Here is a 23,642-nt window from a genome sequence, read left to right as displayed (position 1 = left end):
AGACGCCACCTCCCTCCGTCGACGATGTCGGCCGGTCGATGTCGGAGCGGGGCGCGGATTTCGATACCCCGAAGCTATCGGCCGGATTCTCGTTACTCGTAACCCTCTGGTATGAGATGGAATCGGACTGCGGTGTGATATCGGTGAGGCGTCGGCCTCGGTCGCTGCCAGAGTCGACTGGACCTCGGGAACGTAAACGTCCTGTGCGTTACTCGGTGTCCACCAGAAGGGCGTCCCCGACGCATTGCAGCGTACGTGTAGTGGGCTCCGCTGCGCCTTCGGCGGGAAAAGACATCGAGTAACGGCCGTCCCCGAGGTCACGCCAGGAGCCGGTCGTCGCCCGGGCCCGGTCATCGGCGCCGGGACGGTATTCGACGACGGTGCCGTCTTCTCCGAACTCGAGGCCGCACCGGCCACGTGACCTGGGAAACGGGAAGTCACGTGGCCGATAAATCGACACCGTGTCGGTGTCCTCCTCGTGGGAGTGCACCCATACTCCGAGGATGGGGATCTGTCCGGTCACCGGCAATCCTCACCGGGTCCCCGGCGCCGACCAGTGTGGCGCTCGGGCGAGGACGCCATTGATCTCGTCGAGTACTGAACGCAACAACGCTACCTCGCCCTCGAGGTCGGCGACCGCATCCGCGCCGCCGGAGGAAGTCGAATTCGTCGATGGCACGGAACGGGGTGCGGCGGCCTCGCCGCGTCCGGGCATCGCCTCCGCGGCCATGGAGGACACTGCCGGTCGCAGATCCCCGGCGCGAGCGGCGACCAGGAACGAGGCCCTCGGCCCCTCCAGGCACGCGTTCATCCGCAAGGATTGGCCGGTGGTGAACATGAACATCGCCGCGTCGTCGGTGTAGTCCATGTAGTTCATGAACATGTCGCCATTGGGACCGTTGTTACAGGAAATGTGCGGGAACTGGGGTTTGCCGAAGTTCTGGGTGGCCTGGTTGGGCGTGTCGTCGACCAGATCGCCACCGGAGCAGCCGCTTCCGTCATCGCCCCAGATATGGCGCAGACTCAGCCAGTGCCCGACTTCGTGCGTCGCGGTGCGCCCCAGGTGGAACGGCGCGGTGGCGGTTCCGATTGTGCCGAAGCAGGTCGTCGCGATGACGACGCCATCGGTGTCGACGGGACCGCCAGGGAATTGCGCGTAACCGAGAATCGAGTTTGCGGGCGCGGTCTGCGGATCGGTGCACACCCAGAGGTTGAGGTATTCGTCGCTCGGCCAGGGATCGGCGCCGCCGGTCGCGGTGGCTTTCACATCGTCGGCTTCGGCGCTGAAGAATGTCTTCGCGGTGGCAGTCCGGGTGATGCCGTCGGTCGCATTGCCATCAGGATCGGTTGTAGCCAAGGCGAATTGAATGCGACAGTCGGCGATGCGGTCGGTCCAGACGGTCGGCACGCCGACGCGGTCGAGATTGGTCGCCCGGAAGTCCTGGTTGAGCACCGTGATCTGGCTCTCGACCTGGGCCGCGCTGATGTTCTCGGCCGGGAACGCGGGATTATGGACGACGTGGACGACCACGGGGATCGTGACCGGACCGGTGCGCGTCGGTGCGCGCATACGGCCTTCGTAGGCGAGCGCGCGATTCTCGAACATCGCCGAACGCTGTCGGTAGCTTTCGCTCTGTTGGAGCAGTTTGTGGTGAACTGCCATGGTGCCGCACAATTCGCGGCTTCGTGCACCAGGTGTAGGAAGATCGGCCATCACATATCCTTTCGCAAATCAGTTGGGATGAAAATTGCTCGATAAGAATGCTTCGCCGTTTTTGCGGCCGTGGCACGAGTAGCGACTACCTGCATCCGACCTCACCGCGGCAAAATCCGTACAACTTTGAAATATGTGGAAGATCGGTGACGACCCCGCCGCACAGCGGTGGAGTAACAGCACGCGGCGGTCGGCACCGGACCGCACATGGCGAGGTCCGCGAACGGATCCAGCGATAACCCCGTCCCGCGTCCCGATGAGTATCGCCGGCTAGAAACCCGTAGCCGACTACTCGTGAGACGACGACATCCGAGGCGAAGACTCGGGTAATCGGATCGTCCGTTGCGGGGCGGTTTCGCAGGCAAAGAACGTTTACGCGAAATGGAGGAAATCATGACCGCAGGCATGGATTCGGCAGTTGTTCACACGGCGAACGAGGCAGCCGATATCAAGAAACAGGATCTGCTCGATCAGACTTCGTGGGTAGCGCATTTGTGGGCCGACGTCCCCGCGGCCATCAGCTACGCGAACTCGCCGCCGCTCTCGCAGGCGGGCACCATCGTCTTCAATATCCGGGACAACGGCCAGGTGTGGACGTATGACCTGCACTGACCCGCGTCACCGGTGAATCGTGGATCCGGTTCCACACTTGCGGGCTGTCGTGTGACTGGCATCGACGGTGTTCCTTCGTTGTGCACAGGCACAACGAAGGCGGTCGAAGTGGATGCCTGTGCCTGTCGTCACGGCCAATGGTGACCGGCAACACTGAATTTCTCCTGATCCGCATCGAAGGAGTACGACGTGACCACAGCCCCGCACCAGCCCCACTCCTACGAGGTCTTGGATGATTCCGAGATCGCTGCACTGGATCGCGCCATCGCCGAGTTGCAGTTCGGCGCCGAGCGGTGGTCGCGGCTCGGGACGGCTGACCGCGCCGACCTGTTTGCGCGCACACATGTCTCGATCCGCGCTCACGCTGAACGTTGGGTGCAGGCTGCCGTCCGCGCCAAGCATATGCCGACGGCGATGTGCGAGGGCGAGGAATGGATGTCCGGCCCATACGTTGCCTTGGCGAACGTCGCCGCGATTGCCCGAACACTCGACGCAGTCGCCGCCGGTAAGTCGCCGGTTGATGGGCTCACGACGGGCACGGCGCCGGGAGGCCGGACAACGCTGAAGGTGCTACCGGCCGACCTCCGGGAGCTGATGCTCCTGCACGGCTTCTCGGCCGAGATCTGGATGCCGCCAGGCATCACCGCCGTGCAGGTGCGCGCCGCGGCGGGGCTGGGCGCGAAACAGGTCGGCGAGAACGCGGGAGTGGGTTTGGTCCTCGGCGCCGGAAACATCAGTGCCATCGCACCGTTGGATGTGCTGTATGAACTGGTGGCCCACAATCGAGTGAGCATTCTCAAGCTCAACCCGACTTTCGCGGCGCTGCTGCCTGTGTTGCAGGCTGCCTTCGCGCCGCTCGTCGAGTTCGGGGCCCTGCGCATCCTCAATGGCGGCGCCGCGGTCGGCGGCTACCTGGCTCACCACTCCGACATCACGCACGTGCACATCACCGGCAGCGGTGTCACGCACGACGCGATCGTCTGGGGTGTCGGGGCAGACGGGCAGGCCCGGCGGGCCGCGGGCACGCCGCTCCTGGACAAGGAGATCACCAGCGAACTCGGCGGTGTGTCACCGATTATCGTGGTGCCGGGTCGGTGGTCGAAGGCCGATCTTCGCTTCCAAGCCGAGCATGTGGCGACTCAGCGGCTGCACAACGGCGGTCATAACTGCATCGCAGGCCAAGCCCTGATTCTCAGCAGCGACTGGGATCAGCGTGCGGAATTCCTCGACACGCTCCGCACGGTTCTCGATGAGCTTCCGGCTCGCGCTCCGTGGTATCCCGGTAGTGAGCGCAAGATAGGGCTGGCCGAACGTTCCTACCCAGCCGCCGAAAACCATTCGGGGCGGCTACTCATCGAGGTCGACGAGTCCACGTCTCAGGAGTTGTTCACCACCGAGTACTTCGCCCCCGTTCTCGGGCACACGGCCCGGCCCGGCGTTGGCATCGAGTTCCTACGTGCCGCAGTGGCTTTCGCGAACGATCGGCTCGACGGCACCCTGGGCGCGAGCGTCATCGTCGCGCCCGCCGACCGCGCGGCGATGGGTTCCGATTTCGACGAGGCGATCGCGGACCTCCGGTACGGGACCATCGGCATCAACGTCTGGAGCGCCTTGGGATTCCTGGTTCCCGGTCTGCCGTGGGGCGCGTACCCGGGGCACACCCTCGATGCGATCGGGAGCGGTATCGGTGTGGTCCACAACGCTTACTTGGTCGATGGCACCGAGCGTGCCGTACTCAGCGGACCGTTCAGACCGTTCCCGCGCTCGATCGCCCACGGGGAGTTCGCATTGTCGCCGAAGCCGTCATGGTTCGTCACCGCCAAGAGCGGGGCTGAGACCTCCCGGAAGCTGACCGACTATGCCGGCCGGCCGAGCTGGCTGCGACTACCAGGCATCGTCGCGTCCGCGTTCCGCGCTTGAGAACCACTCGGCGCCCGTGGAACGCCCAGATTCCTACCGACCGACTACTGGATGAATAGATCGGAGTTACACACCATGACTGCTGACACCCGCGAACTGTTCGAGCGCTACCATGCGTGCTGGGCGGACCGTGACCCCGACCGAATCGCCGAACTCCACACCGACGACTCCTTGTTCCACCTGCACTCGGGTCAGGAACCCGCGCGCGGTAGGGCGGCTATCCGGGAGACGGCGGCGGCGCTGTTGGCCCTCGTTCCCGACCTGACGTTCCACCTGGTCTCGCTGCGTGTCGGGGAGGACTTCTGGGTCGTGCAGTGGGAGCTGACCGGGACCTCCACAACCGGCAATCGGGTCAGTGTCGATCTTGCGGACTATGTTCTGGTCGAGGACGGCGCGGTCAAGGAGAAGCACTCCTATGTCGATGGAGTCGCGATGCAAGCCGCGCTAGCGCCCGCCGCGGCCACCCTGTAATCGCGCCGCTGAGCAATCTGCTAGATGACCGAGGGTGGCGACCTGACGGCAGTGTCGCCACCGCCTCGGCATGATTTTCGGCTCGGGTACCACCGGACGGCCCAAGGGCATCGAACAACCCTTGCCGGACCGGCAGGTCGGTGACGCGCCCGGTGACACCTACACCGCGATCTTCGGCCCCCTCTAGGGATTCGGCACCGACACCGTCTATCTTTCCCCCGCCCCGCTCTATCACGCCGCGCCGCTGCGTTTCGGCGGCGTGGTCCACGCGCTCGGCGGAACGCTGGTGATCATGGAGAAGTTCGACGCCGAACAGGCATTGGCCGCGATCGAGCGCTACCGCGTGACCCACAGCCAATGGGTACCGACCATGTTCGTCCGGATGCTCGAGCTCGACGAGGCCCTCCGCGCCCGCTACGACGTGTCCAGCCTGCGGGTCGCCGTGCACGCGGCCGCCCCGTGCCCGGTCGAGGTGAAGCGGGCGATGATCGACTGGTGGGGCCCGATCCTGCACGAGTAGTACTGATCATCTCCGGCGGGGTGAACATCTACCCGCAGGAGGTCGAGGACGCCCTCGCCCTGCACCCCAAGGTGCTCGACGTGGCCGTGATCGGCGTGCCCGACCAGGAGATGGGCGAATCGGTCAAGGCCGTTGTCCAACCAGCGCCCGGCGCCGAACCCGGCTCGAAACTCGCCACGGAGCTGCGCGAGTATCTGCGCGACCGCATCGCCCACTACAAAGTGCCGCGCAGTTTCGACTTCACCGACGATCTGCCCAGGACCCCCACCGGGAAGCTGGTCAAGGGCAAACTCCGCGAACGATACTTGTGAACCCATAAGCACCGGATCGTCCGTCGATCGCTCGGTACCCATTCCGGTGCCGTTTCCGGGTGTCGCCAGCGCGTCGAGCCGTCGGTCTCCGCGGCAGTGATTCTCGCTGTGGTCGATGACCGGTTCGGTCGCTTCTGTCGGCGGCTGTGTCGTGCGGCGCTGTCGAACGCGGTCAGGTCCGCGGCAGTGATCGCCAGGAATTCCGCACCAAGGATCCGTCCCATGCTGTCGTGGCGGTTGCGTCCGCCACCCGACCGACCCGCGCCGCTCATTCCCCGGGCCGGTCCATCGCGTCGACGAATCGTGCCAGCAGTCGCGCGAATTCGGCGCGTTCGGTAGCGGTCCAGTCCGCCATCGCGGCGGCCATGGCGTCGCGACGCCAGGCTTCGGCGGCGGCCACCGCGTCGCGTCCGGCGGGGGTCAGGCGAAGCACCGCGCGCCGCCCGTCGCGCTGATCGGCGACCCGTTCCAGTAGTCCGGACGAGACCGCTTGGGCCACCGAGCGACTCGCGCGCGGTTGGTCGACACCGAGGGCCGGAGCCAACGCGCCGACCGTGTCGGCGGCACCGTCGGCGACGGCGCCGAGCACGCGGAACACGGCGATGGGGATCGCGCCGCCGCTCAGCGCGCCGCGCGTCTGTCTGCGGCGGATCCGGACCATGGCCGCCTCTACGGCGACGGTTTTGGCGTCGTGCTGGTCCATTCGCTCACTCTAGCGATGTTGGACAACTGCATGTAAACTTACATGTAATTGTCAACCGACATATGAAGGAGATGTGATGGCTATCCAGCGGGGAATCGGCTACTGGCTCGTGGAACTCGACCGGTTGATCAACCAGCGTTTCGACGAGGATCTCGCCGCGGGTGGGCTCGGCCGCAGACGCTGGCAGGTATTGCACTCACTGGCGCAGGAGCCGCAGCGCGCCGACGACGTCCGCGATGCCCTGGACACCTTCTGGGACAACGACGCCGAATGGCCCACCGAACTAGCCGAACTCCTCGAGTGCGGGCTGGTTTCCGAGGACGGAGGTGTGTTGTCGCTGACCGAGTCGGGACGAGTGACGCACGACGAGGCGTGGGTCCGGATCGGCCGGCGCAGGCGGCAGATGGCCGACGGGATCCCCGACGAAAAGTTCCTCGAAACCATAGGGCTGCTGCAACAAATGGCGGCGAACCTGGCGGGCGCGCCGAATGGAGAGGTGGGCGGCCAGGCGCAGAGTCGTGCTCGATAGGTGGCTACGTCGCCGCGAACCCGCGTCCTACCAAAGGTCGTAGGTGTGGCCGTCCTGCGGCTATGCCTCGAGAACCAAGGAACCTCATGCAGATCACGAAACTAGCCTTGGCCGCGGTGTGCACCACCGCCGCGCTGAGTATCGCCGCGGGCACGAGCTCCGCCGCTCCCGAGATCGCTCCCGTCGACGCCACGTCTGCCGAGGTCACTTCGGGCGAAAACACATCCGCTGCGGACACTTCCGACGAAGTTACGTCCGGCGAAACCGCGTCCCGCAAGACCGAAGCGGTTGGCTTCACCGCGTACGCCACCGATACTGCCAGCGTCATCACCACCGACGCGGGCTCGCTGGTGGTCGAGGGCCAAGCGCTGCGGATCAAGGCCGCCGACGGCACCGTCGTCGGGGGCGCACCCCTGACCTTCCGCGTCGACGACTTCGAATTCCCTATCACCGCCGAGATTTCCGAGCGCACCGCCACGTTGACGACCCAGTTCGACATGGCGCACGCCACCTACAAGCCGGTCGCCCTCCCCTTCGAGGACAAGGCGCCGTGGAAGACCGAGTACGACCGCGAGCAGGCCGCCTGGTCTCGCATGACCAGCACCATCGGCGTGGGCGCTTCCATCGGCACCCTGGTCGGCGGCATCGGCGGCGCGTCGGTCGGCTGCATCCTCGGCGGTATCGCCGGAGCCACCGTCGCCGCCGCCACCATCGTCGGCATGTTCGGCCCGTTCATCCCGGCCGCCGCCCTCGGCTGCCTCGGCGGCATCGTCGCGATCGGCGCCCTGGGCACCGTAGCCGGTCAGATCGTGGTCACCGCCCCGGTCGCCATCGGCGCCGCGATCCAGTACTTCAGCACGATCAACTCGCCCATGCCGGGCAAGGGGGCCGAGCCGCAGAAGTAGTGCAGCGCCCTAGCCGCTAAGCCACTAACTGAACCACACCACGGCCCTCGGCACCGAGACGCGGGCAGTCTCGGGCCGGGGCCATTGTCCAACCGGACGCAGCCGCCTGACGGCAAGGCTCCAGACGGCTACCGGAGCGGCTGCGTCGTCGGGATCCGATCGATGAGTTCCGGCGAGCGCCGTGATAACTCGTGTCTCCCGACTGTTCCGGCTCCTCCCAGTCGGCTCGGTGTAGTTCGTCCTCGACCTCGCCGTGCTCGGTGCCGGGAAGCGGGTCGTCGAAGTGCGAACAGGGTCGATCACAGCCCGTCGCCGGGTGCCTGGAGCAGCCGTGCTTGCAGCGCCAAATACAGCAGCGCCGCGTCGGCTGGTACTGCGAATGCCGAGCCGGTGAGCTGCTCGATCCGCTTCAGACGGTGCAACACCGTGTTGCGGTGCAGGTGAAGGCGTTCTCCGACCGCCGACGTCGAGCCGCCTAGCTCGTACCAGGCCAGAGCGGTCTGCACGAGAGCGTCGGCGTCCTCTGGGTGGAGTCGGTCGAATGCGGCGAGCGCGTCCGACAGGACGTCTGCGGCGAGTTGGGGGTGGGCCGCGATCAACGCACGTGCCGGCGATGAGGCGTAGGTGTGGATTCCGGTGTCCTGCGGGCTCAGGCACCGGAACGCGAGGCGCGCCTGGTCAAGCGCGGCGGGCGCGGAAAGGAGGTCGGTGAACGGTTTGCTCGCACCGGCCGGCGTCCGCGCAGCGCGGACGGCTTGGTCGAGCGCGACCGGAGAGCTGGCGGCAGCCAGGGTTACCCGGTCGTCGGCGAGAAGGGTCCTGACAGTGGTCACTCCCATCCCGACCAGGCGAATCTCACCGACCAGGATGATGAACGTGCCTCGAACGGGCAGGCGCATCCTTGCGCGCAGGCCCTCGCGCTGCGTCGGGGGAAGATCGGGGTCGAGCAGTGCCCGCAACAACCGCTGAGCGGGTTGTTCGTCCCCGACGACGACTATGCGCCGGTAGGCATCGGCCGCCGCGACGGAGTACTCGTCGACGGTGGCCCACACCAGCGTGGACAACTGGGGCAGCGCGGGACGCTCGTCATGTTCGGCGCGTTCGACGATGACCTCCCAGAACGCCAATCCCGCGACGCGGAAGGCGTGCAGCAGACTGTCCAGTGGAATCCCGCGCTCGGCCTTGAGACGCCCGGCTCTGCGAGCAGGCTCGAGCGAGTACTCGGCGCCGGCGATCGCGTCCAGCAATGCTGCGAGGCTATCGCCAACGAGAGAGGTCAATTCGTGGTGACCGAGCGCGGCGTCTCCGTAGTCCTTCTCATCGTGCTCGATCTTGGCAGTCACCATCTCGGTGATCGCAGCCATATCCGCCCGCAGTTCGCGAAGGAGGCGGGCGTGCGAGACGTGTGTGTCCTGGGTCACTGCCATGAACCTAGCGCTCGTTGTGCGCGCGCACAACGGAGGTGTTCGAAGCGGAGGCACTGACGCACCCCATAGGGCAATAGCCAAAAAAGTTACCCATGTTGTTTGTGCGCCTCCGCGAATCCCTTTGTAATTTTCCGCCCAATTTGTCAAGGCTGGTGCGCGAGCTGGGGCCGGATCTGGACGCCCATGAAAACCGGGTTGAACAGCAAGTTTGTGCGGACGCAGCTGAGTGTGCGCCGTATCGCCCGAACCGCAAGCTCCAGCCTAACCAGATCGCCGAGCTGGTTGACGCATATCGGCACGGCACATCGAGGGTGAAGCTAGCCAAGCAGCATGGCCTGCACCGGAACACGGTCGAGGCGCACTTGCGGCGATCTGGTGTCGCTATCCGACCAATCGTGAAGATGACGCCCCGATTGGTCGAGCGAGCAACCAAGTTCTACGTCGAAGAGCTCTGGACAACCGCCCGAATCGGCAAGGAGCTTGGCGTGGACGCAAGTACGGTGGCCAAGGCGCTCAAGCGGGCAGGGGTGCGGATGCGACCGCCAGTGGCGGGCCGAGGCTAGAGTCGACGATCCCAGGCCAGACAGTGAGCGATACAAGTTGCAAGGTGATGTGCTACGTAGTCACTGCCTGGCAAGCTCAGGCGGAATTCCGAAATCAAGCTCAAGCGCGAGTTCCTGGGGATCAGCAGCGATCTTGCGACTCTTCGGTGTGTCATCCACCTCCTCAAAATTGACGCCGTCAACCACTAGTTTTTGACAAACCGCGTCATACTCAGAGCTGTGGATTGCGAGCATTAGAATCTGTTCCGCACGAGTGGCACCAACGTAAAGCACACGCCGCGACTCGCCTCGTTCGTTAGAAAGCCATTGCCCAACACCGGTTTCAGGATACTGCTGTTTCTCGTTGGATGGGATAACAACTGTGACAAATTTGCGTTGCAGACCCTTGAAGTTGTGGATAGTCGCAAACTCGAAAAGCTGTGCCTTTGAAGAGGGAAGTCCTGACCAGTCGCCTCCGGATGTTCGAAGTCGACTCGCTTGTATCCAGTGGAAGCCGTGGCGTTGCAGAGCGGATACTAGCGCGGCTCGAAAGATCGACTGAGGCTGATCCCGGTCAAGCTGAAGATCCATTGCCAACCTAAGTACTCTCACGGAATGGTCGGTCTCAGAAGATCCGAGCTGTTCATAAAACTCATGTACCGACAGATCTTTGAACTCATCTTTCGCTAACTCGTGCAAGCACACTTTGAGGTCTCTGAGTGCATCCCTTCGCCGAATCCCGTCGCCGATAGTCGATCGCAAAGCCTCAATAGCAAGTGCTATGCGTTGCAACTTTGCATCAGAGGTCACATCGGGAGCAGATCCTCCAGCGCATGCCGCGGCTTGACTACGCTTGTGAGCCAGCACGATGCAATCTTCTTTACGGATTCCATAGATCTCCGCAACCTTTGCTTTAATGGGTGCGACGGTCGTAAACTTGTCATACTTCAAAAGCAGAATCGGCATACTTGAGTCCTTGTTTGAGCCGACTGGCATATCGTCCACGCTATCCGATGTGCGAAGGCTGCTCGAAATAGCACAGATCGCTGGAGTACTGCGAAAATTGCCGTTGAGCCGATCGCCTTTTGGTGCAAGCGAGTCCAATCGGCTCACGGCATTTGTCGAATCACCGCGAAACTCGTATATTGCCTGGTCGGGATCTCCCACCAGTACCAGTTCTATACCTGCCTTTTGGACAAAATCTAGGATGTCTATATCCTCGTTCGAGCAATCTTGCACTTCATCTACGATAATTTCGGAGAATCGGTGCGTTAGGATATTTGACAGTCGTTGGCGTGTACTATTCTCGGACAGGTAGAGCTGTGCAAAAACCCGTGAGGCTTCTGCGCTCAGATACCCCTTACTGATGAGAGCCAGACGATAGGCCTTTGCGTCGACTTGAAGCGATTCAATCTTCCAGTGCTCAAGATTGTCGAACCGACTGCGAAAAGCGGCCGGCACCCTGCGCCGCTCCAGGAATGCGCTTCCAGATCTGTCAAATACAAACCAATCCAACGGTGCGGCGAATTCCTTACACCTGACCGTCGTCTTGGCTAGTTGACTCCACACGTCCAAGAAATGAGGCTCAATTGAATTGCGTGAGTTCCAAACCGGGCCGACAATGAATCTATTGATGAACTTGTCGATCGTTCCAACGAAGTTTGGTGCGCGAAGTAGCTCGGGTCTTGACGAGCACCGAGCCGCGGCTTCGTCTGCTGCAGCATTAGTGAAGGACAGTAGACCAATTCCCTTGCGCGGGTGGTGGTTGGGTCGGCGAATAAAGCGTTCCGCGATGGCGTGGGTTTTGCCAGCCCCTGGACATGCCTGGACATACTGCGATCCGGTTGCCTCTATCAGCGAAAGTTGTGCCTCGGTGAAGGGGTGATTGGAGTTATTCAAGATCTTCTCCCATGGAAAAGAATATCGCCTTCACGAGGTAGTCGGGGCATTGATAGTCACTCGACTCCTCAAGATGCGCGGCAAAGTCATGAGCGAACTGACCCTTGCTGATGTAATTTTTTATCTTGCGTAGTTTGGTGTAGAAACCGAGTGCCGGGTCGCCTGATTGCACGATCTCTCTCAGAACTTGTAAAGATTTCGCGCTCGTCTTTTGTGCAGTAAACGCCTTTTGGAAGACTGCCAAATTCGTAGCAACAGGCTCAAGTAGATCGGCCTCCAGGGTGTGAGGCGCTTCAGCAACGTGTAGAGCGTCGCTCGCACCGATGCGTGTTGCCAATGCAGAAAGATCAGCAGCACGGTTATAAATCACCGGCTCAGAGGAATCGTCGTCTTCGTCTTCGTCTTCGGCCTTTTCTTTCCCTTCGAGTGCTTGAGCCTTCTCATGGGGAAGCTTCGGGTCTTTATCGGTCACGGCAACGAGACGATCTACCAACCGGTGCCCATCGATGTCCTGAAGAAGCAGCTTTATGTAGGGCTTGAAATCAACGCTGCCGACGTTTATCAGTGACACGCCACGGAACTGTCGGCGACGCGCAGCGTTGCCTTCACCCTTTAGAACAACATGTCTGACTAGGGCGGGGATAATTACCATTTCAGAGATTCCCTCAACCAGAATCACATTTCGCGCAAAGAGTAGCTCTGCCCTCGTAGCGTCGAGATACTGGTTGATCTTTCTCTTCTCGTCATCGTCGAGATTCAGTCTTGAGAGGGCTAACGCGCAGGTGTGAGGCGGAACGTATGAGTCGCCTTGCTGGTTGATTGATTTCATGACAACAACGTTGTCTAATCCAGCTGCGCTAGCCAGATTAGGAGAATGGGTCGTTGCGATAACCTGAATTCGGCCCGCAGGGTGTGTGTCATCCTGTTTCGTAATGGACTGCTGCGCCTGATCTCGGAGGTAGTCGAGCACCACCGCCTGTAACTGAGGGTGGAGGTGTGCTTCTGGTTCTTCGACAAGAAAAAGCGTCAGTTCGGAGTCATGTACATTACTCAGCTCAAGCACGACGGTCGCGAGGTACAGCAGATTTGCGTATCCAAGTCCAGAATTCATCAGACTACGCAGATCGAGGTCGTGCTCTGACATTTTCACACGCAAGCTGCGAGTCCACCGGTCCAGCCGTAAGTCGTCAAACCCGAGACCCACCCTCTGCCCTCTGACTGGAGCCGTTAGTGCTGTCAGTTCCTTTTGAATAAGGTCACGCGGTTTGGTGACTGCTGGCTGTTCCTCAAGATGCTTCAGTTGCTCATGTGCTAAATCGAGGAACTTCTTCTGCTCCTCCTCATCCAATAATCCTTGAATTATCGCAGCAAGACGACTGGCTGAACCGGAGTCAAGTTCACGGTTTGCATCCCGCAGTGGTGCCAAATAGACGTGATTGATTTGTTCACGCTTCTCCGGCTCTGTGTCGGACCGGCCATTCTTGCCTACGGTATTCTCGACTTTGGACTTTCTCTCATTCGCGAAGTCCGGCACATATGTGGTGCGATAAGTTGCTGTCTTAGTTATCAGGTCATACGCGGCGATATAGTGCGCCTCCTGGAATTCTGACAGCTGATCATATTCATTCTCGATGACAACCGAGCCGAGGTTAGATCGGTTGGCGTCGTCAAGCTCAAAGTATCGCGTACGCCTTCGACTGAGTGGCACAGTTGAGAGTCGAAGAGCCTCAATAATATTCGACTTTCCCGCGTTGTTCTCACCCACAAGAATGGTGATATCCGGCTGGAGGTGGACGGTAGTATCTATGCAGGACCGGAAGTTGGAAATATGAATTTGACGCAAGTACATCGCTTTGCGACTTTTAGAAATCGGTGTATTAATGATGTCCCCGCGATTCATATGTATTCATAATAGCAAATTTAATGGGACGCCCGGTTTGCGCGAGATTGCGTCGAGTGCACCGCTCGTGGCGCGACGACTCATCGGTGGTAGATCAACTGTGATCAACTGTGTCGCGTCTCCGAGGCTAGAGATTGCTGGCGTGCCGGGTGTCGATTCTACTGGGTCAACTGGCGGAGTTCGAAATCCGACACCTTTCGGCCACGGCGTGTCGGAATGAGTTCGATCACAGGAGTCAGGAACGGCTTTGAGCTGCAAAGATCGCGGTCCTATTTTATTCGACCGTCCAGTATTTTATAGAGGCTCGAATCTAGAGCTAAGCCAAGAACTCGTGGCCACTATTAGCTAAGGGTTGCCTATCTCGAGACGGGAATCGACTATCCTATGAGTCCGCCAGTGGACATTTATTTAGGCAAGTGGGACTCGCGTCACTACTTGCCACCGGTACAAATTCCCGCGCTGTTCGAGGGCAGCCATCATGACCTCAGACACAACGACATCGATGCCGCCGACAGCCCAATCGATGCGCGCGGCCGTCGCCGCGGCCCTCGCGGCAAGCCCCTCGAACATTGGGTAGGCAATCGTCACGTGAGGCATGGACGCTGAGTCCTTCACCGGTGCATCGGGGAGGATGGACAACGTCGCCGCGCGTAGCGCATCGCGCAACGCGCGTACGCGTTCCTCCGGCGAGGCGACGAATCCAATTGCGCCACGTAGGTTCATGACTCGCTCCATGGTCAGGGTGAACGGAGCCAGGTCATGGCATGCGTGACGCGCAGCCGTGGCGATCCACTCCAGCTGTTCCGGTTTACTGGAGCCGTCGTGAGCGATCCGATCCAGTGTGAGATGGAGGCCATCCACAGGAGTCAGTTCGAAGTATGCCGTATCTATGATCTGTTGGCACGATTTGGTCAGTGCGTGAAGGTCGGGCGCGTGCTCGAAGGTCAGGAACCAGTAGTGGCCGAGCGGGCCGGTGCGCCCCTCGATGGGCTCCAGCCGCGAGCTATCCATGCTGCTCGTCCGGGTTGTTCGAGCTGGCCAGCATGTCTCGGATATTCCGGAGCGTTGACGTGTCACCCCACCGAGCAACGGCGTCGCGCACGAACTCCAACCCTCGGCGGCGAACCTGGATCATGAGCGTGCCGCGGGACGGATCGAGGGCGTCGAGCATGATGTCAGCGGCGGCATCGAGGTCAGCCTCCGCGCTCAAGACATGCGAACGTGCCACGTCGATCATCACCAGCGAACGACCCCACGGCGAGTTCGCCTCGCTCATTTCGGCCAAGGCGTTGTCCGCGTACTTTTCAACTCTGTCCGGCATCGCCAACGAAAGGTACGCCGTGGCTGCGTTCCCGGCTACCTGAGCCGAGCTGTAGCTCCCAAGCGAGATACTGGACGGCACCCCGGCCGGCGAACCGTGGTGCGATAGGAGGTCGTGTGCTCGTTCGACAGCCTGGTGGACGCCTTCGGTGTCGCCGAGCTTTCCTTTGGCACGCGCCACACCATTGATTACCAGTCGTACACTCTGTGGTCCGCCCGCTGCGCGGACGAAACCATCCTCGGCGAAGCGAAGCGCGGCATCATACTGTCGCGCATAGTATTCGCAGAAGCTCTGCATGCCACGCGCCCAAGCGGTGAGGTTGCTGTCTTCGGCATGCTCGCCGAGTTGGAACGACTCCTGGCAGTAGGCGCGAGCAAGTGAGAAATTCGCGCAACCGACAGCGATGTAGCCGAGTAGGCCGGACGTCTCACAGGCGATCTCAAACAGGTGACGCCGCTGCGTCGGATGGCTGGACTGCTCGATGAGCTCATCGAGCCACCGGCGCTGCTTTTTGAGCGCCGGAACAAGTTCGGAAGGGTCGAGGGTTTCGTACCGGGCGATGCTTAGGTGCGTGCTGTATTGCAGTTGGTCAATGACAGCGGGATCGATCGATCGGCTGAGCCGTTGGATGCGGCTCAGTACGGTGAGCAGCTCATCCGTAATGCCCGGATCGTTGGGGGCAGGGGAGGCCAACTCTATCTCGCCATCCCGAGCGAGAGATTCAGAGTCGACAGCAGCTTCGGCTTGTGTCGACCGAGCACGTATCGCTCGCCGCTCCTTCCAAACCGTTTCGCCTTCGGCCACGATTTGCTCGAACCGCGCCCGATCTTCGGCCGTCGCCCGTTGCTGATAGGTCGTGTCCAGGATGGCCTGCGTCCCTGGCCTGGGCGTAACAGCGCTCAGGCCGCTGCGCCAGTTTGTGATCGTGGTGGTCTCGACGCCAAGCAGTGCCGCGAAATCGCGGATCGACTTACGCATTGCTTCTTGGAGTGCGGCTGCTTCAAAGCCGGTCCATTCCCGCCCTCGTACCATCGCCTCTACCTACGGTTTTGAACGCCTGACCTGGGCAAACACCTACGGTACGCCCACAGTACCCCACCACCGCGCCGTGCCGCCCGAAACTGCTTGTGCGCCAAAGTCAAAAGCGGCACCCGGTACCGGGCTGACGCCAGGACCCCCCGTCCGGCGCACTGGCCGCCAGAGTGGCAGGCCGGTGGCGAAAGCCCCCGGTACCGGGTACCACCGTCCGTTTTTGCCCGTTCTGCCCGGAGGTTCCGATCCAATGGTCACCACGCGTTCGCTTGCGATGTACCGACTCATCGCCATGACCCAGGAAGAAGCCCACCAACCGCCAGTGGTGCCGTTCACGATCGAACAGGCGCATTCGGTGATGCAATTCCATGTGGCCTGCCGGGCGAACCGCTGCCCGCGCAAGTCCGCCGCCTTGGACGCGCTGGTCGAGGGCGGACGGATGGTCTTGTCGACGAGTAAGCCGCGGTGACCGGTCGTGACTGCCATCCCGGATAGCAATCCGATCGAAGCCAGACGGCACAGGCAACTTGGGGTGCGAGATGGGATGCCACCGCCTCGTCCGTTACGCCGGATTCGCCACATTCACATCGAATTCGGTGCCCTGAGCCTGGATTACATCGCCAGCGCTGAGCAGGCTCACAACGTCGCCGATCAACTCGCGCAGGGCTTTCCGGAATGCTTCGTGACCGTGGATGACGATGTCCGTCCGGATCTCCCACCCCTGCCGTGCGCGGGGCTGTGGGACTGACCGTGTTGAGTCGAAACAGTGCTCGGCCATTTACCTGCTCCGCGTATTCCATGGTGAGTGCAGTAGAGCCGCGAAAGACAGATCGAAGGATAGTCGCAGCGTGATGCCCGAGCGTGATCGGAAGCCGATCGAGCGTACCTATGTTCATGCCGATGGACCGTTGGCGGAAGTGATGTGTGATGCGTACTTGATGGAGTTAACGGCCAATCGGGCAATGCAGCTGCAGGAGAGCCACCGGACGCACCGGCCGGATGACTGTTGGGTGCATTTGCAGGCGGTGGTCAAACTGCTGTGCGCCGACTGACGACGTTCGGTCCGCCACAACACGCTTTCGGCCGGCGGCAAGCGCAGTGAATAGATGAAATACGACCGCCAAGATCGGCGCAAGCCACCGGTCGAACAGGCGGAACATCTGGTCACCGAGCCTGTCCAGGTGCAGCCACGAAAGTCTTTCAGGAAAATCGCCACCTCGACGGCAAACCCGCGAACGAACCAGATTCATCCGCTTGGTCAGCAACCTAGCGATCAGCACGGTCGCGACATCAACTGCGGCTATGAGCGATAAGAACAAACCTGCGGCGGGCACCGCAGGTTTGGAACAGACTACTTTGGTGCCCTCGGCAGGATTCGAACCTGCGACACCCGCTTTAGGAGAGCGGTGCTCTATCCCCTGAGCTACGAAGGCTGGGTGGGCTCGAGGCCCGCCCGGGACGTTCGCAGTCTACCGGGTAACGGGCTCGGAGGCCGCATCGCTGTCCTATGGGCGTTGGTGGACGGGATCAGAAGCCCCCGTCGAATCCTCCGCCGTCGAACCCGCCACCGTCGTAGCCGCCTCCGTCGAACCCGCCGGAGTAGTCCCCACCCTGGTCGTCACCGCCGGGGTAGTCGCCGCCTTGGTCGTAGTCCCCGCTCTGGCCGTCGTCTGCGGCCAGTCCGTCTTGGAACCCTTCGCCATAGCCGCTCTCGAAGCCGTGCGCGTCGTAGCCCACTCCGGACATCCCGGAGAACAGGGAGGTGAACAGCAGGGCCGAGCCGAGGCCCCAGGCGCCTGCGACCATGGCGGGTTTCCACCAGGGTTCGGAGTACCACCCGGCGGGTACCGGTCGTCCGGCCACTCGGCCGCCGGGGTAGTAGTTCGGTGTCGATGACGAGGGTTCGGGGGCGGCCTTGATCTGCCTGCCCTCGTACTCGACGACGCGCTTCTCGGTCACCTGCCCCGCGGCGTCCTGGCCGTCGAGGCCGGGGATCGCGGGGCCCGGGTCCATGTTCATCGCGGTCCGTGCGGCCCTGATGTAGTAGAGCCCTTCCAGCGCGGTCTGCTTCGCCAGCCGTGCCTGCGTGGGCGTGCGGGCCTGGTCGAGTTGCGCGCCGGCCGCGAGATGCCGCTCGGAGGCGTCGGCGAGCGCCTGGACGGCGGCGTCGTTGCTGCCGGAGAGGCTGTAGACCTGACCGCCGAGCCGTTCGTTCACTTGCCTGGCGTCGGCGAGGGCGTCGGCCAACTCGGTAGCTTTACGCTGTTCGCTCTGTTGTGACTGCCATATCAGCAAGACGATCAGCGCGCCGAGTATCAAGGCGATAAGCAGCCAAAACATGGGCACCTCTTCCGCGGGATCTCGGACAAGGCCAGTTTACTGTCGGCTTGCTGAGGTCTCACTGAGTGCGCAGGTCACGGCGTCGCGGCGGGTGCTTGCGCCTCGTCGTAGTCGGCGGGGTCGAAAGTCTTGGTCTTCCAGCGGTACAGCAGGGTCGCGCCGGGCCAGTTGTTGGTGATCCGGCCGGAGGCGTTGCGGTACCAGCTGGAGCAGAAGTTCCAGGGGGTGTCCTTCAACCGCTTCTGCAACCAGTCGTCCCAGCGTTGCTCGGCGGCGGGGCGGGCGGCGAGGTAGCGGCCGGGGCGATCGGTCAAGTACTGCACGACCTGGCGGATGTAGCGGGCCTGGGATTCGAGCATGTAGATGATGGAACCGGAGCCGACGTTGGTGTTCGGGCCGTACATCATGAACAGGTTGGGGAACTGGGGGACCGAGAGGCCGAGGTAGGCGCGGGCGCCTTCGTCGCCCCAGACGTCGGCCAGTTTGCGTCCGCCGAGGCCGTAGATGTTCATCGGGGCAAGGAACTCGGTGCCCTTGAACCCGGTGCCGAAGATGATGACGTCCACGTCGTGCTCGACGCCGTCGGCGGTGCGGATTCCGGTCGGCGTGATCGACTCGATGGCGGTGGTCTCCACGGTGACGTTCGGCTGCGCCAGCGCGGGGAAGTACTCGTTGGAAAACAGTCCGCGCTTGCACCCCGCCGCGTAGTCGGGAGTCAGTTTCGCGCGCAGTTCGGCGTCGGGCACCTGCTTTTCCCGATGCCGGTCGGCCAAGGCGATCACGGGGGTCTTGATCGCCGGGATGTCGGTCAGGCCGAGGGCGAGCGCCTCGAAGAAGAACCAGATGGCGAAGCGCTCGGCGAGGCGGCTGGGCGGAAAGTATTCGAACAGTGCGTGATGCAGAGCGCTGTACTCGACGTCGGCCTTCGGCAGCACCCAGGCGGCGGAGCGCTGGAACAGCGTGAGGTGACCCGCGGTCGGCTGAATGCGCGGGATGTATTGGATCGCGCTGGCACCGGTGCCGATGCAGGCGATCCGCTTGCCGGTCAGGTCGACATCGTGATCCCATTCGGCGGAGTGGAACGCCGGACCGGTGAAGGTTTCGATGCCCGGGATGTTCGGCAGGGCCGGGCGCGAGAGCTGGCCGACCGCCGGGACGAGGATGTCGGCGGTCAGTTGCGCTCCGTCGGCGGTGCGGACGGTCCACTGGGCGGTGCGCTCGTCGAACTCCGCGTCGGTGACCTCGGTGCCGAAACGGATGAAGCGTCGCAGGCCGTGCCGGTCGGCTACGCCCCGCATGTACTCGTGGATGTCGCGCTGTTCGGAGAAACGCCGTGGCCAGTCGGACTTCGGCTCGTAGGACCACGAGTACAGCGGGGAAGGCACGTCGCAGGCCGCGCCGGGATAGGTGTTCTCCCGCCAGACGCCGCCGAGATCGGTGGCGCGCTCCAGAATCGTGAAGGTGTCCAGCCCGGCCCGCCGCAGCTCCAGCGCGATGCCGAGCCCACCGAATCCGGCGCCGATGATGATGATGGACGGCGTCGTCATCCATTCAGGGTACGAGCCGGTATCCGCAGGTCCGAAGACATCCGCGGTCATTCAATCGGCATTTCCGGCCACCCTGGGTCGTCAGTTCCCGGCGAGCTGGCGTGCGATGACCAGACGCTGAATCTGGTTGGTGCCCTCGAAGATCTGCATGACCTTGGCTTCGCGCATGTAGCGCTCGACCGGGAAATCCTGGGTGTAGCCGTAGCCGCCGAACACCTGGACCGCGTCGGTGGTCACCTTCATGGCGGCGTCGGTGGCGACGAGCTTGGCCACGCTGGCCTGACGCGAGTACGGCAGGCCCGCGTCGCGGCGGCGGGCGGCGTCGAGGTAGGTGGCGCGGGCGGAGTCCACGGCGGCGGCCATGTCGGCGAGTACGAAGCCGAGCCCCTGGTGGTCGATGATGTGGCGGCCGAACGCCTCACGTTCCTTGGCGTACGCGACGGCCTCGTCGAGGGCGCGCTGCGCCAGGCCGGTGGCGACCGCGGCGATGCCGAGACGGCCGGAATCCAAGGCGCTGAAGGCGATCGAGAGTCCTTGTCCGTCGGCGCCGATACGACGTTCGGCGGGCAGGAACGCGTCGTCATAGGCGGCGGTGGTGGTGGGCACGGCGCGCAAGCCCATCTTCTCCTCGGGCTTGCCGAAGCTGAGCCCCTCGGTATCACCGGGGACCAAGAAGCAGGAGATGCCGCGGGAACCTTCGCCGGTGCGGGCGAAGAGGGTGTAGAAGTCGGCGCGTCCACCGTTGGTGATCCAGGCTTTGGCGCCGGTGATCCGGTAGCCGCCCGTCACGGGGGTGGCGCGGCAGCGCAGCGCGGCTGCGTCGGAACCGGCATGCGGCTCGGACAGGCTGTAGGCGCCGACGGGCTCGCCGGAGAGCATGTCGGCCAGCCAGCGTTCCTTCTGTTCCTCGGTGCCGAAAGCGAACAACGGATGGCAGGACAGGCTGTGCACGCTGACGGCCACGGCGACGGCGGCCCACCGGGCGGCGAGCTCCTCGAGCACCTGGAGGTACACCTCGTAGGGCTGCGCGCCGCCGCCGTATTCCTCCGGATACGGCAGGCTGAGCAGCCCTGCGGCGCCCAGCGCGGGGAAGACGCCATCGGGGAAGATCCCGGTCTTCTCGCACTCGGCCACGCGCGGTTCGAGCACCTTGTCGGCGATGTCGCGGGTCAGCTCCAGCAGGTCCCTGGCCTCGGAGGTGGGCAGCATTCGGTCCACTGGCATGTCGTCTACTCCACGGTCGCTCGGTGCGTCTCTCGTGATTCACAGTAACCGGGGGGTGTCCGGCGGCTCCTTCGCGTCGTCGGGCGGTCGTCGGCGCATCCAGCCTGCGGCACGGCGGGACATTCCGGTCCGGACACGATCGCGGCGGATACGACGAGTTCGGTGCAGAATGTTCCGACCGGAGCGGCACCTGGTGGCCGAGTGCGATCTCGTTGCAGGACGCTCCTTCTGCACGTGCAGTTGTGTGTACAGGTGCGCGTGAACGTCGCTGCGACGCCGCGGTATTCGTGCTGGTAACCGTCGTTGTGCGCGCGGCATGTCCACATCGCGGGAAGGGCGTGCCGATCGGTTTGTCTCAGTCGGGTGATATCGCTTCGCTCGCCTGGCGCACTGACGCCACACTCGACTAAGACAGAAGACTGTCGGGATCCGGGGTCGACCGGTGTGTCGGCGGCAACGCAGGGGGTGCCGCCGCCACACCGGCCCGGAGCGCTGGCATCGGCGGCTTCGTCTGTTCTAATATCTGCGTATGAATGCAGATAGCCAGGAATGGCGGCCGCGTCTCGCGGAGGATCAGGTCGGACTGGTTGTCGAGGTGTTCCGCATGCTTGCCGACCCCACCCGCGTGCAAGTGCTCTGGGCGCTGGTCGACCGCGAACTGTCGGTGAACGACCTGGCCGGACAGGTCGGCAAGCCGGCGCCTTCGGTGTCCCAGCATCTGGCCAAATTGCGCATGGCGCGGTTGGTGAACACCCGCCGATCGGGGACGACGATTTTCTATCGCCTGGAGAACGAGCACGTCCGGCAACTCGTGGTGGACGCGGTGTACAACGCCGAGCATGCGGGCCCCGGCGTTCCCGCGCATCATCGTGGCGCGAGCGCGCTGCGTGAACTCCCCGGCCGAGACGAGGCGAGCGCATGACCCATCGGCATCACCACCACGATGACGGACATCATCACCACCGGCATCCTTCGGGACCCTTCGCTGTGCTGCGGGAGATCTTCGTCCCGCACAGCCACGACGCCGCCGACAGCATGGATGACGCGCTGGAGGCCAGCGCGATCGGCATCCGGGCCGTCAAGATCAGCCTGGTCGTGCTCGGATGCACCGCGGTGCTGCAACTGGGCATCGTCGCCGTCTCCGGCTCGGTGGCGCTGGCCGCGGATACCGTGCACAACTTCTCCGACGCGCTGACCGCGGTTCCGCTGTGGATCGCGTTCGCGCTCGGCCGCAAGGCCGCGACCCGGCGCTACACCTACGGCTTCGGCCGGGCGGAGGACCTGGCCGGGCTGTTCGTCGTCGCGATGATCGCCTTGTCGGCGCTCATCGCCGGATACGAGGCGGTGCGCAGGCTGCTCCATCCGGTGCCGATCGAGCATCTGGGCTGGGTCGCCGCGGCCGGGTTGGTCGGGTTCCTGGGCAACGAGACGGTCGCGCTGTACCGGATCCGCGTCGGCCGGCGGATCGGCTCGGCGGCGCTGGTCGCCGACGGTCTGCACGCGCGCACCGACGGTTTCACCTCGCTGGCCGTGCTGCTCGGCGCGGGCGGAGTGGCGCTCGGCTTCCCCCTCGCGGATCCGATCGTCGGGTTGCTCATCACCGCGGCGATCCTCGCGGTGCTGCGAACCGCGGCACGCGACGTGTTGCGCCGTTTGATGGACGCCGTCGAGCCCGGGATGGTCACCGCGGCCGAGCGGGCGCTGGCCGCCGAGCCCGGCGTGCAGGGCGTGCGCAGCCTGCGCATGCGGTGGATCGGTCACCGGCTGCACGCCGACGTCGAGTTGGACGTCGCCCCGACGATCACGCTCGCGGACGCGCACCGCGTCGCGCACGAGGCTCAGCACGCCCTGACCCATGTGGTGCCCAAGCTGGACACCGCTGTGGTGCACGCCTATCCGGCGCATACCGAAGTCGCGGTCTCCGGGCCGGGTCGCGCGCCGAGCTGACCAGCGCAAACTGATGGCGCATGCCGTCGGATGGGTGGTCGTGGTTCTTCTTCCGCGGCCGCTGCCCACAGCGGCCTACCGTTGGGTAGCATCCCCGGTGTGATGTGGCTCATGGTCGATGCGTGCTGAACCATGCCGCCGCGTGTACCGACTCTCCCTGAGCTGCCCGACCTGGTCCTACGCAGTCACAAGCCGGAAGATCTCGCCATCGTCGCGCCGATCGGCGCGGAAGTGGATCCGCCCGAAGCCGGTCTTCCGCGCGACTACGCGGAGTATCCATGGCAGCGCATGCGACCGGCTTATCGCAGCGGTGTGCGCCCGGCCGCACAGGTGAGCGTGCGCAGGCCCGAACAAGTCGCATTCCACCGAGCGCTGGGCCACGTGGACGGCGACGGTACCGACGCGCCGAATGTGCCGGTCGACATGACCACGCCGTTCGTCACCTACTCCGCGTCCGAGTGGGGCACGGCATTCGCCGAGCGCCTGCGCACCGAGCGCGGACTGCTGGAACCGCACGCGCCGATCGGCCGCCGCATCCCCGAATACGCCCGTCACGGCGAGGAATCCAGCACGATCGGGCAGGTGCTCGCGCATCGGTCCGGCGTGGCGAACCCGCCGGGGGAGGCGCTCACCGCCGCGGACCCGGGAACTGCTGGTACGGAACCCGATGGTGGCCGAGAACGATGTGGCTTTCTGTGGGGAAGTCATCGATGGAAGAAGGAGTTCCGATGTTGAGCACTATGCAGGACGAGCCGTTGTCGTTGGCGACGTTGCTGCG

At 63.5% G+C, this 23,642-nt stretch carries 23 protein-coding genes, 1 tRNA gene and 1 pseudogene; 13 read left to right on the top strand and 12 right to left on the bottom strand.

The window, feature by feature from the left end; translation table 11 throughout:
• Positions 1 to 208: 208 nt before the first annotated feature.
• Together ACWEH3_RS30690 and ACWEH3_RS30685 are read right to left on the bottom strand one after the other, a co-directional pair.
• Positions 209 to 523 (bottom strand): hypothetical protein, encoded by a 315-nt coding sequence (locus tag ACWEH3_RS30690; RefSeq protein WP_450022616.1) that lies wholly within the window; start codon positions 521 to 523, stop codon positions 209 to 211.
• 9 nt (positions 524 to 532) lie between these two features.
• A complete protein-coding gene (locus ACWEH3_RS30685) occupies positions 533 to 1,606 on the bottom strand; it encodes a zinc metalloprotease (RefSeq protein WP_450022618.1) in 1,074 nt (357 codons plus the stop codon).
• Between the two features lie 501 nt (positions 1,607 to 2,107).
• Here ACWEH3_RS30685 and ACWEH3_RS30680 point away from each other — a divergent pair.
• The 4 genes and pseudogenes from ACWEH3_RS30680 to ACWEH3_RS30665 form a co-directional block, all read left to right on the top strand.
• Positions 2,108 to 2,326 carry a hypothetical protein gene (locus ACWEH3_RS30680; protein ID WP_355079985.1) on the top strand — a complete coding sequence of 73 codons (219 nt, stop codon included), beginning with the start codon at positions 2,108 to 2,110 and terminating at the stop codon, positions 2,324 to 2,326.
• 189 nt (positions 2,327 to 2,515) lie between these two features.
• A complete protein-coding gene (locus ACWEH3_RS30675; RefSeq protein ID WP_450022620.1) occupies positions 2,516 to 4,246 on the top strand; it encodes an aldehyde dehydrogenase family protein in 1,731 nt (576 codons plus the stop codon).
• Between the two features lie 75 nt (positions 4,247 to 4,321).
• Positions 4,322 to 4,717, top strand: a complete 396-nt coding sequence (locus ACWEH3_RS30670; RefSeq protein WP_450022622.1) for a nuclear transport factor 2 family protein — start codon at positions 4,322 to 4,324, stop codon at positions 4,715 to 4,717.
• A 70-nt stretch (positions 4,718 to 4,787) separates the two neighbouring features.
• Positions 4,788 to 5,548 (top strand): annotated as a pseudogene (locus tag ACWEH3_RS30665) (AMP-binding protein); the annotation flags it as partial.
• Between the two features lie 268 nt (positions 5,549 to 5,816).
• Here the strand turns inward: ACWEH3_RS30665 and ACWEH3_RS30660 are convergent.
• Positions 5,817 to 6,251 carry a MarR family winged helix-turn-helix transcriptional regulator gene (locus ACWEH3_RS30660; protein WP_450022624.1) on the bottom strand — a complete coding sequence of 145 codons (435 nt, stop codon included), beginning with the start codon at positions 6,249 to 6,251 and terminating at the stop codon, positions 5,817 to 5,819.
• A 76-nt stretch (positions 6,252 to 6,327) separates the two neighbouring features.
• Between ACWEH3_RS30660 and ACWEH3_RS30655 the strand changes: the two genes are divergently transcribed.
• Positions 6,328 to 6,780: a hypothetical protein gene (locus ACWEH3_RS30655; protein ID WP_450022626.1), complete on the top strand. Its 453-nt coding sequence runs from the start codon at positions 6,328 to 6,330 to the stop codon at positions 6,778 to 6,780.
• 86 nt (positions 6,781 to 6,866) lie between these two features.
• Positions 6,867 to 7,685, top strand: a complete 819-nt coding sequence (locus tag ACWEH3_RS30650; protein ID WP_450022628.1) for a hypothetical protein — start codon at positions 6,867 to 6,869, stop codon at positions 7,683 to 7,685.
• 299 nt (positions 7,686 to 7,984) lie between these two features.
• Here the strand turns inward: ACWEH3_RS30650 and ACWEH3_RS30645 are convergent, their stop codons facing one another.
• Complete coding sequence (locus tag ACWEH3_RS30645) at positions 7,985 to 9,106, bottom strand: PucR family transcriptional regulator (RefSeq protein ID WP_450022630.1); 1,122 nt, start codon at positions 9,104 to 9,106, stop codon at positions 7,985 to 7,987.
• Positions 9,107 to 9,204: 98 nt separating this feature from the next.
• Between ACWEH3_RS30645 and ACWEH3_RS30640 the strand changes: the two genes are divergently transcribed.
• A complete protein-coding gene (locus tag ACWEH3_RS30640) occupies positions 9,205 to 9,675 on the top strand; it encodes a hypothetical protein (RefSeq protein ID WP_450022632.1) in 471 nt (156 codons plus the stop codon).
• 60 nt (positions 9,676 to 9,735) lie between these two features.
• Here the strand turns inward: ACWEH3_RS30640 and ACWEH3_RS30635 are convergent, their stop codons facing one another.
• The 4 genes from ACWEH3_RS30635 to ACWEH3_RS30620 form a co-directional block, all read right to left on the bottom strand.
• Positions 9,736 to 11,553 carry a UvrD-helicase domain-containing protein gene (locus ACWEH3_RS30635; protein WP_450022634.1) on the bottom strand — a complete coding sequence of 606 codons (1,818 nt, stop codon included), beginning with the start codon at positions 11,551 to 11,553 and terminating at the stop codon, positions 9,736 to 9,738.
• Positions 11,546 to 13,453 carry an ATP-dependent nuclease gene (locus ACWEH3_RS30630; RefSeq protein WP_450022636.1) on the bottom strand — a complete coding sequence of 636 codons (1,908 nt, stop codon included), beginning with the start codon at positions 13,451 to 13,453 and terminating at the stop codon, positions 11,546 to 11,548. The genes ACWEH3_RS30635 and ACWEH3_RS30630 overlap by 8 nt, the downstream gene beginning before the upstream one ends.
• A 408-nt stretch (positions 13,454 to 13,861) precedes the next feature.
• Positions 13,862 to 14,464 (bottom strand): 2'-5' RNA ligase family protein, encoded by a 603-nt coding sequence (locus tag ACWEH3_RS30625; protein ID WP_450022638.1) that lies wholly within the window; start codon positions 14,462 to 14,464, stop codon positions 13,862 to 13,864.
• On the bottom strand, positions 14,457 to 15,752 hold the full coding sequence (locus ACWEH3_RS30620) for a hypothetical protein (RefSeq protein ID WP_450022640.1): 1,296 nt from the start codon (positions 15,750 to 15,752) through the stop codon (positions 14,457 to 14,459). Before ACWEH3_RS30620 ends, ACWEH3_RS30625 begins: the two co-directional genes overlap by 8 nt.
• A 304-nt stretch (positions 15,753 to 16,056) precedes the next feature.
• Here ACWEH3_RS30620 and ACWEH3_RS30615 point away from each other — a divergent pair, with 304 nt between their 5' ends.
• The 3 genes from ACWEH3_RS30615 (at position 16,057) to ACWEH3_RS30605 (ending at position 16,858) form a co-directional block, all read left to right on the top strand.
• On the top strand, positions 16,057 to 16,275 hold the full coding sequence (locus ACWEH3_RS30615) for a hypothetical protein (protein WP_450022642.1): 219 nt from the start codon (positions 16,057 to 16,059) through the stop codon (positions 16,273 to 16,275).
• A gap of 6 nt (positions 16,276 to 16,281) precedes the next feature.
• On the top strand, positions 16,282 to 16,554 hold the full coding sequence (locus ACWEH3_RS30610; protein WP_450022644.1) for a hypothetical protein: 273 nt from the start codon (positions 16,282 to 16,284) through the stop codon (positions 16,552 to 16,554).
• Between the two features lie 103 nt (positions 16,555 to 16,657).
• Complete coding sequence (locus ACWEH3_RS30605; RefSeq protein ID WP_450022646.1) at positions 16,658 to 16,858, top strand: hypothetical protein; 201 nt, start codon at positions 16,658 to 16,660, stop codon at positions 16,856 to 16,858.
• Between the two features lie 305 nt (positions 16,859 to 17,163).
• Here ACWEH3_RS30605 and ACWEH3_RS30600 read toward each other — a convergent pair.
• The 4 genes from ACWEH3_RS30600 to ACWEH3_RS30585 form a co-directional block, all read right to left on the bottom strand.
• Positions 17,164 to 17,239, bottom strand: a tRNA-Arg gene (locus ACWEH3_RS30600).
• 94 nt (positions 17,240 to 17,333) lie between these two features.
• Positions 17,334 to 18,146, bottom strand: coding sequence for a DUF1542 domain-containing protein (locus ACWEH3_RS30595; protein WP_450022650.1), 813 nt, complete (start codon positions 18,144 to 18,146; stop codon positions 17,334 to 17,336).
• 74 nt (positions 18,147 to 18,220) lie between these two features.
• Positions 18,221 to 19,693, bottom strand: a complete 1,473-nt coding sequence (locus ACWEH3_RS30590) for a flavin-containing monooxygenase (RefSeq protein ID WP_450022652.1) — start codon at positions 19,691 to 19,693, stop codon at positions 18,221 to 18,223.
• Between the two features lie 81 nt (positions 19,694 to 19,774).
• The gene (locus ACWEH3_RS30585) at positions 19,775 to 20,917 is read right to left on the bottom strand and encodes an acyl-CoA dehydrogenase family protein (RefSeq protein WP_450022654.1); all 1,143 of its coding nucleotides are present in this window, start codon (positions 20,915 to 20,917) and stop codon (positions 19,775 to 19,777) included.
• Positions 20,918 to 21,446: 529 nt separating this feature from the next.
• Here ACWEH3_RS30585 and ACWEH3_RS30580 point away from each other — a divergent pair.
• The 3 genes from ACWEH3_RS30580 to ACWEH3_RS30570 all read left to right on the top strand — a co-directional run bounded on the left by ACWEH3_RS30580 (position 21,447) and on the right by ACWEH3_RS30570 (position 23,599).
• Complete coding sequence (locus ACWEH3_RS30580; RefSeq protein ID WP_450022656.1) at positions 21,447 to 21,839, top strand: ArsR/SmtB family transcription factor; 393 nt, start codon at positions 21,447 to 21,449, stop codon at positions 21,837 to 21,839.
• On the top strand, positions 21,836 to 22,864 hold the full coding sequence (locus ACWEH3_RS30575) for a cation diffusion facilitator family transporter (protein WP_450022658.1): 1,029 nt from the start codon (positions 21,836 to 21,838) through the stop codon (positions 22,862 to 22,864). The genes ACWEH3_RS30580 and ACWEH3_RS30575 overlap by 4 nt, the downstream gene beginning before the upstream one ends.
• A gap of 132 nt (positions 22,865 to 22,996) precedes the next feature.
• Positions 22,997 to 23,599 (top strand): serine hydrolase, encoded by a 603-nt coding sequence (locus ACWEH3_RS30570; protein ID WP_450022660.1) that lies wholly within the window; start codon positions 22,997 to 22,999, stop codon positions 23,597 to 23,599.
• Positions 23,600 to 23,642 lie beyond the last annotated feature (43 nt).

It is taken from the genome of Nocardia sp. NPDC004718 (assembly GCF_053601535.1).
The sequence above is the reverse complement of the archived record's forward strand: the minus strand, read 5'-3'. Positions and strand labels throughout refer to the sequence as shown.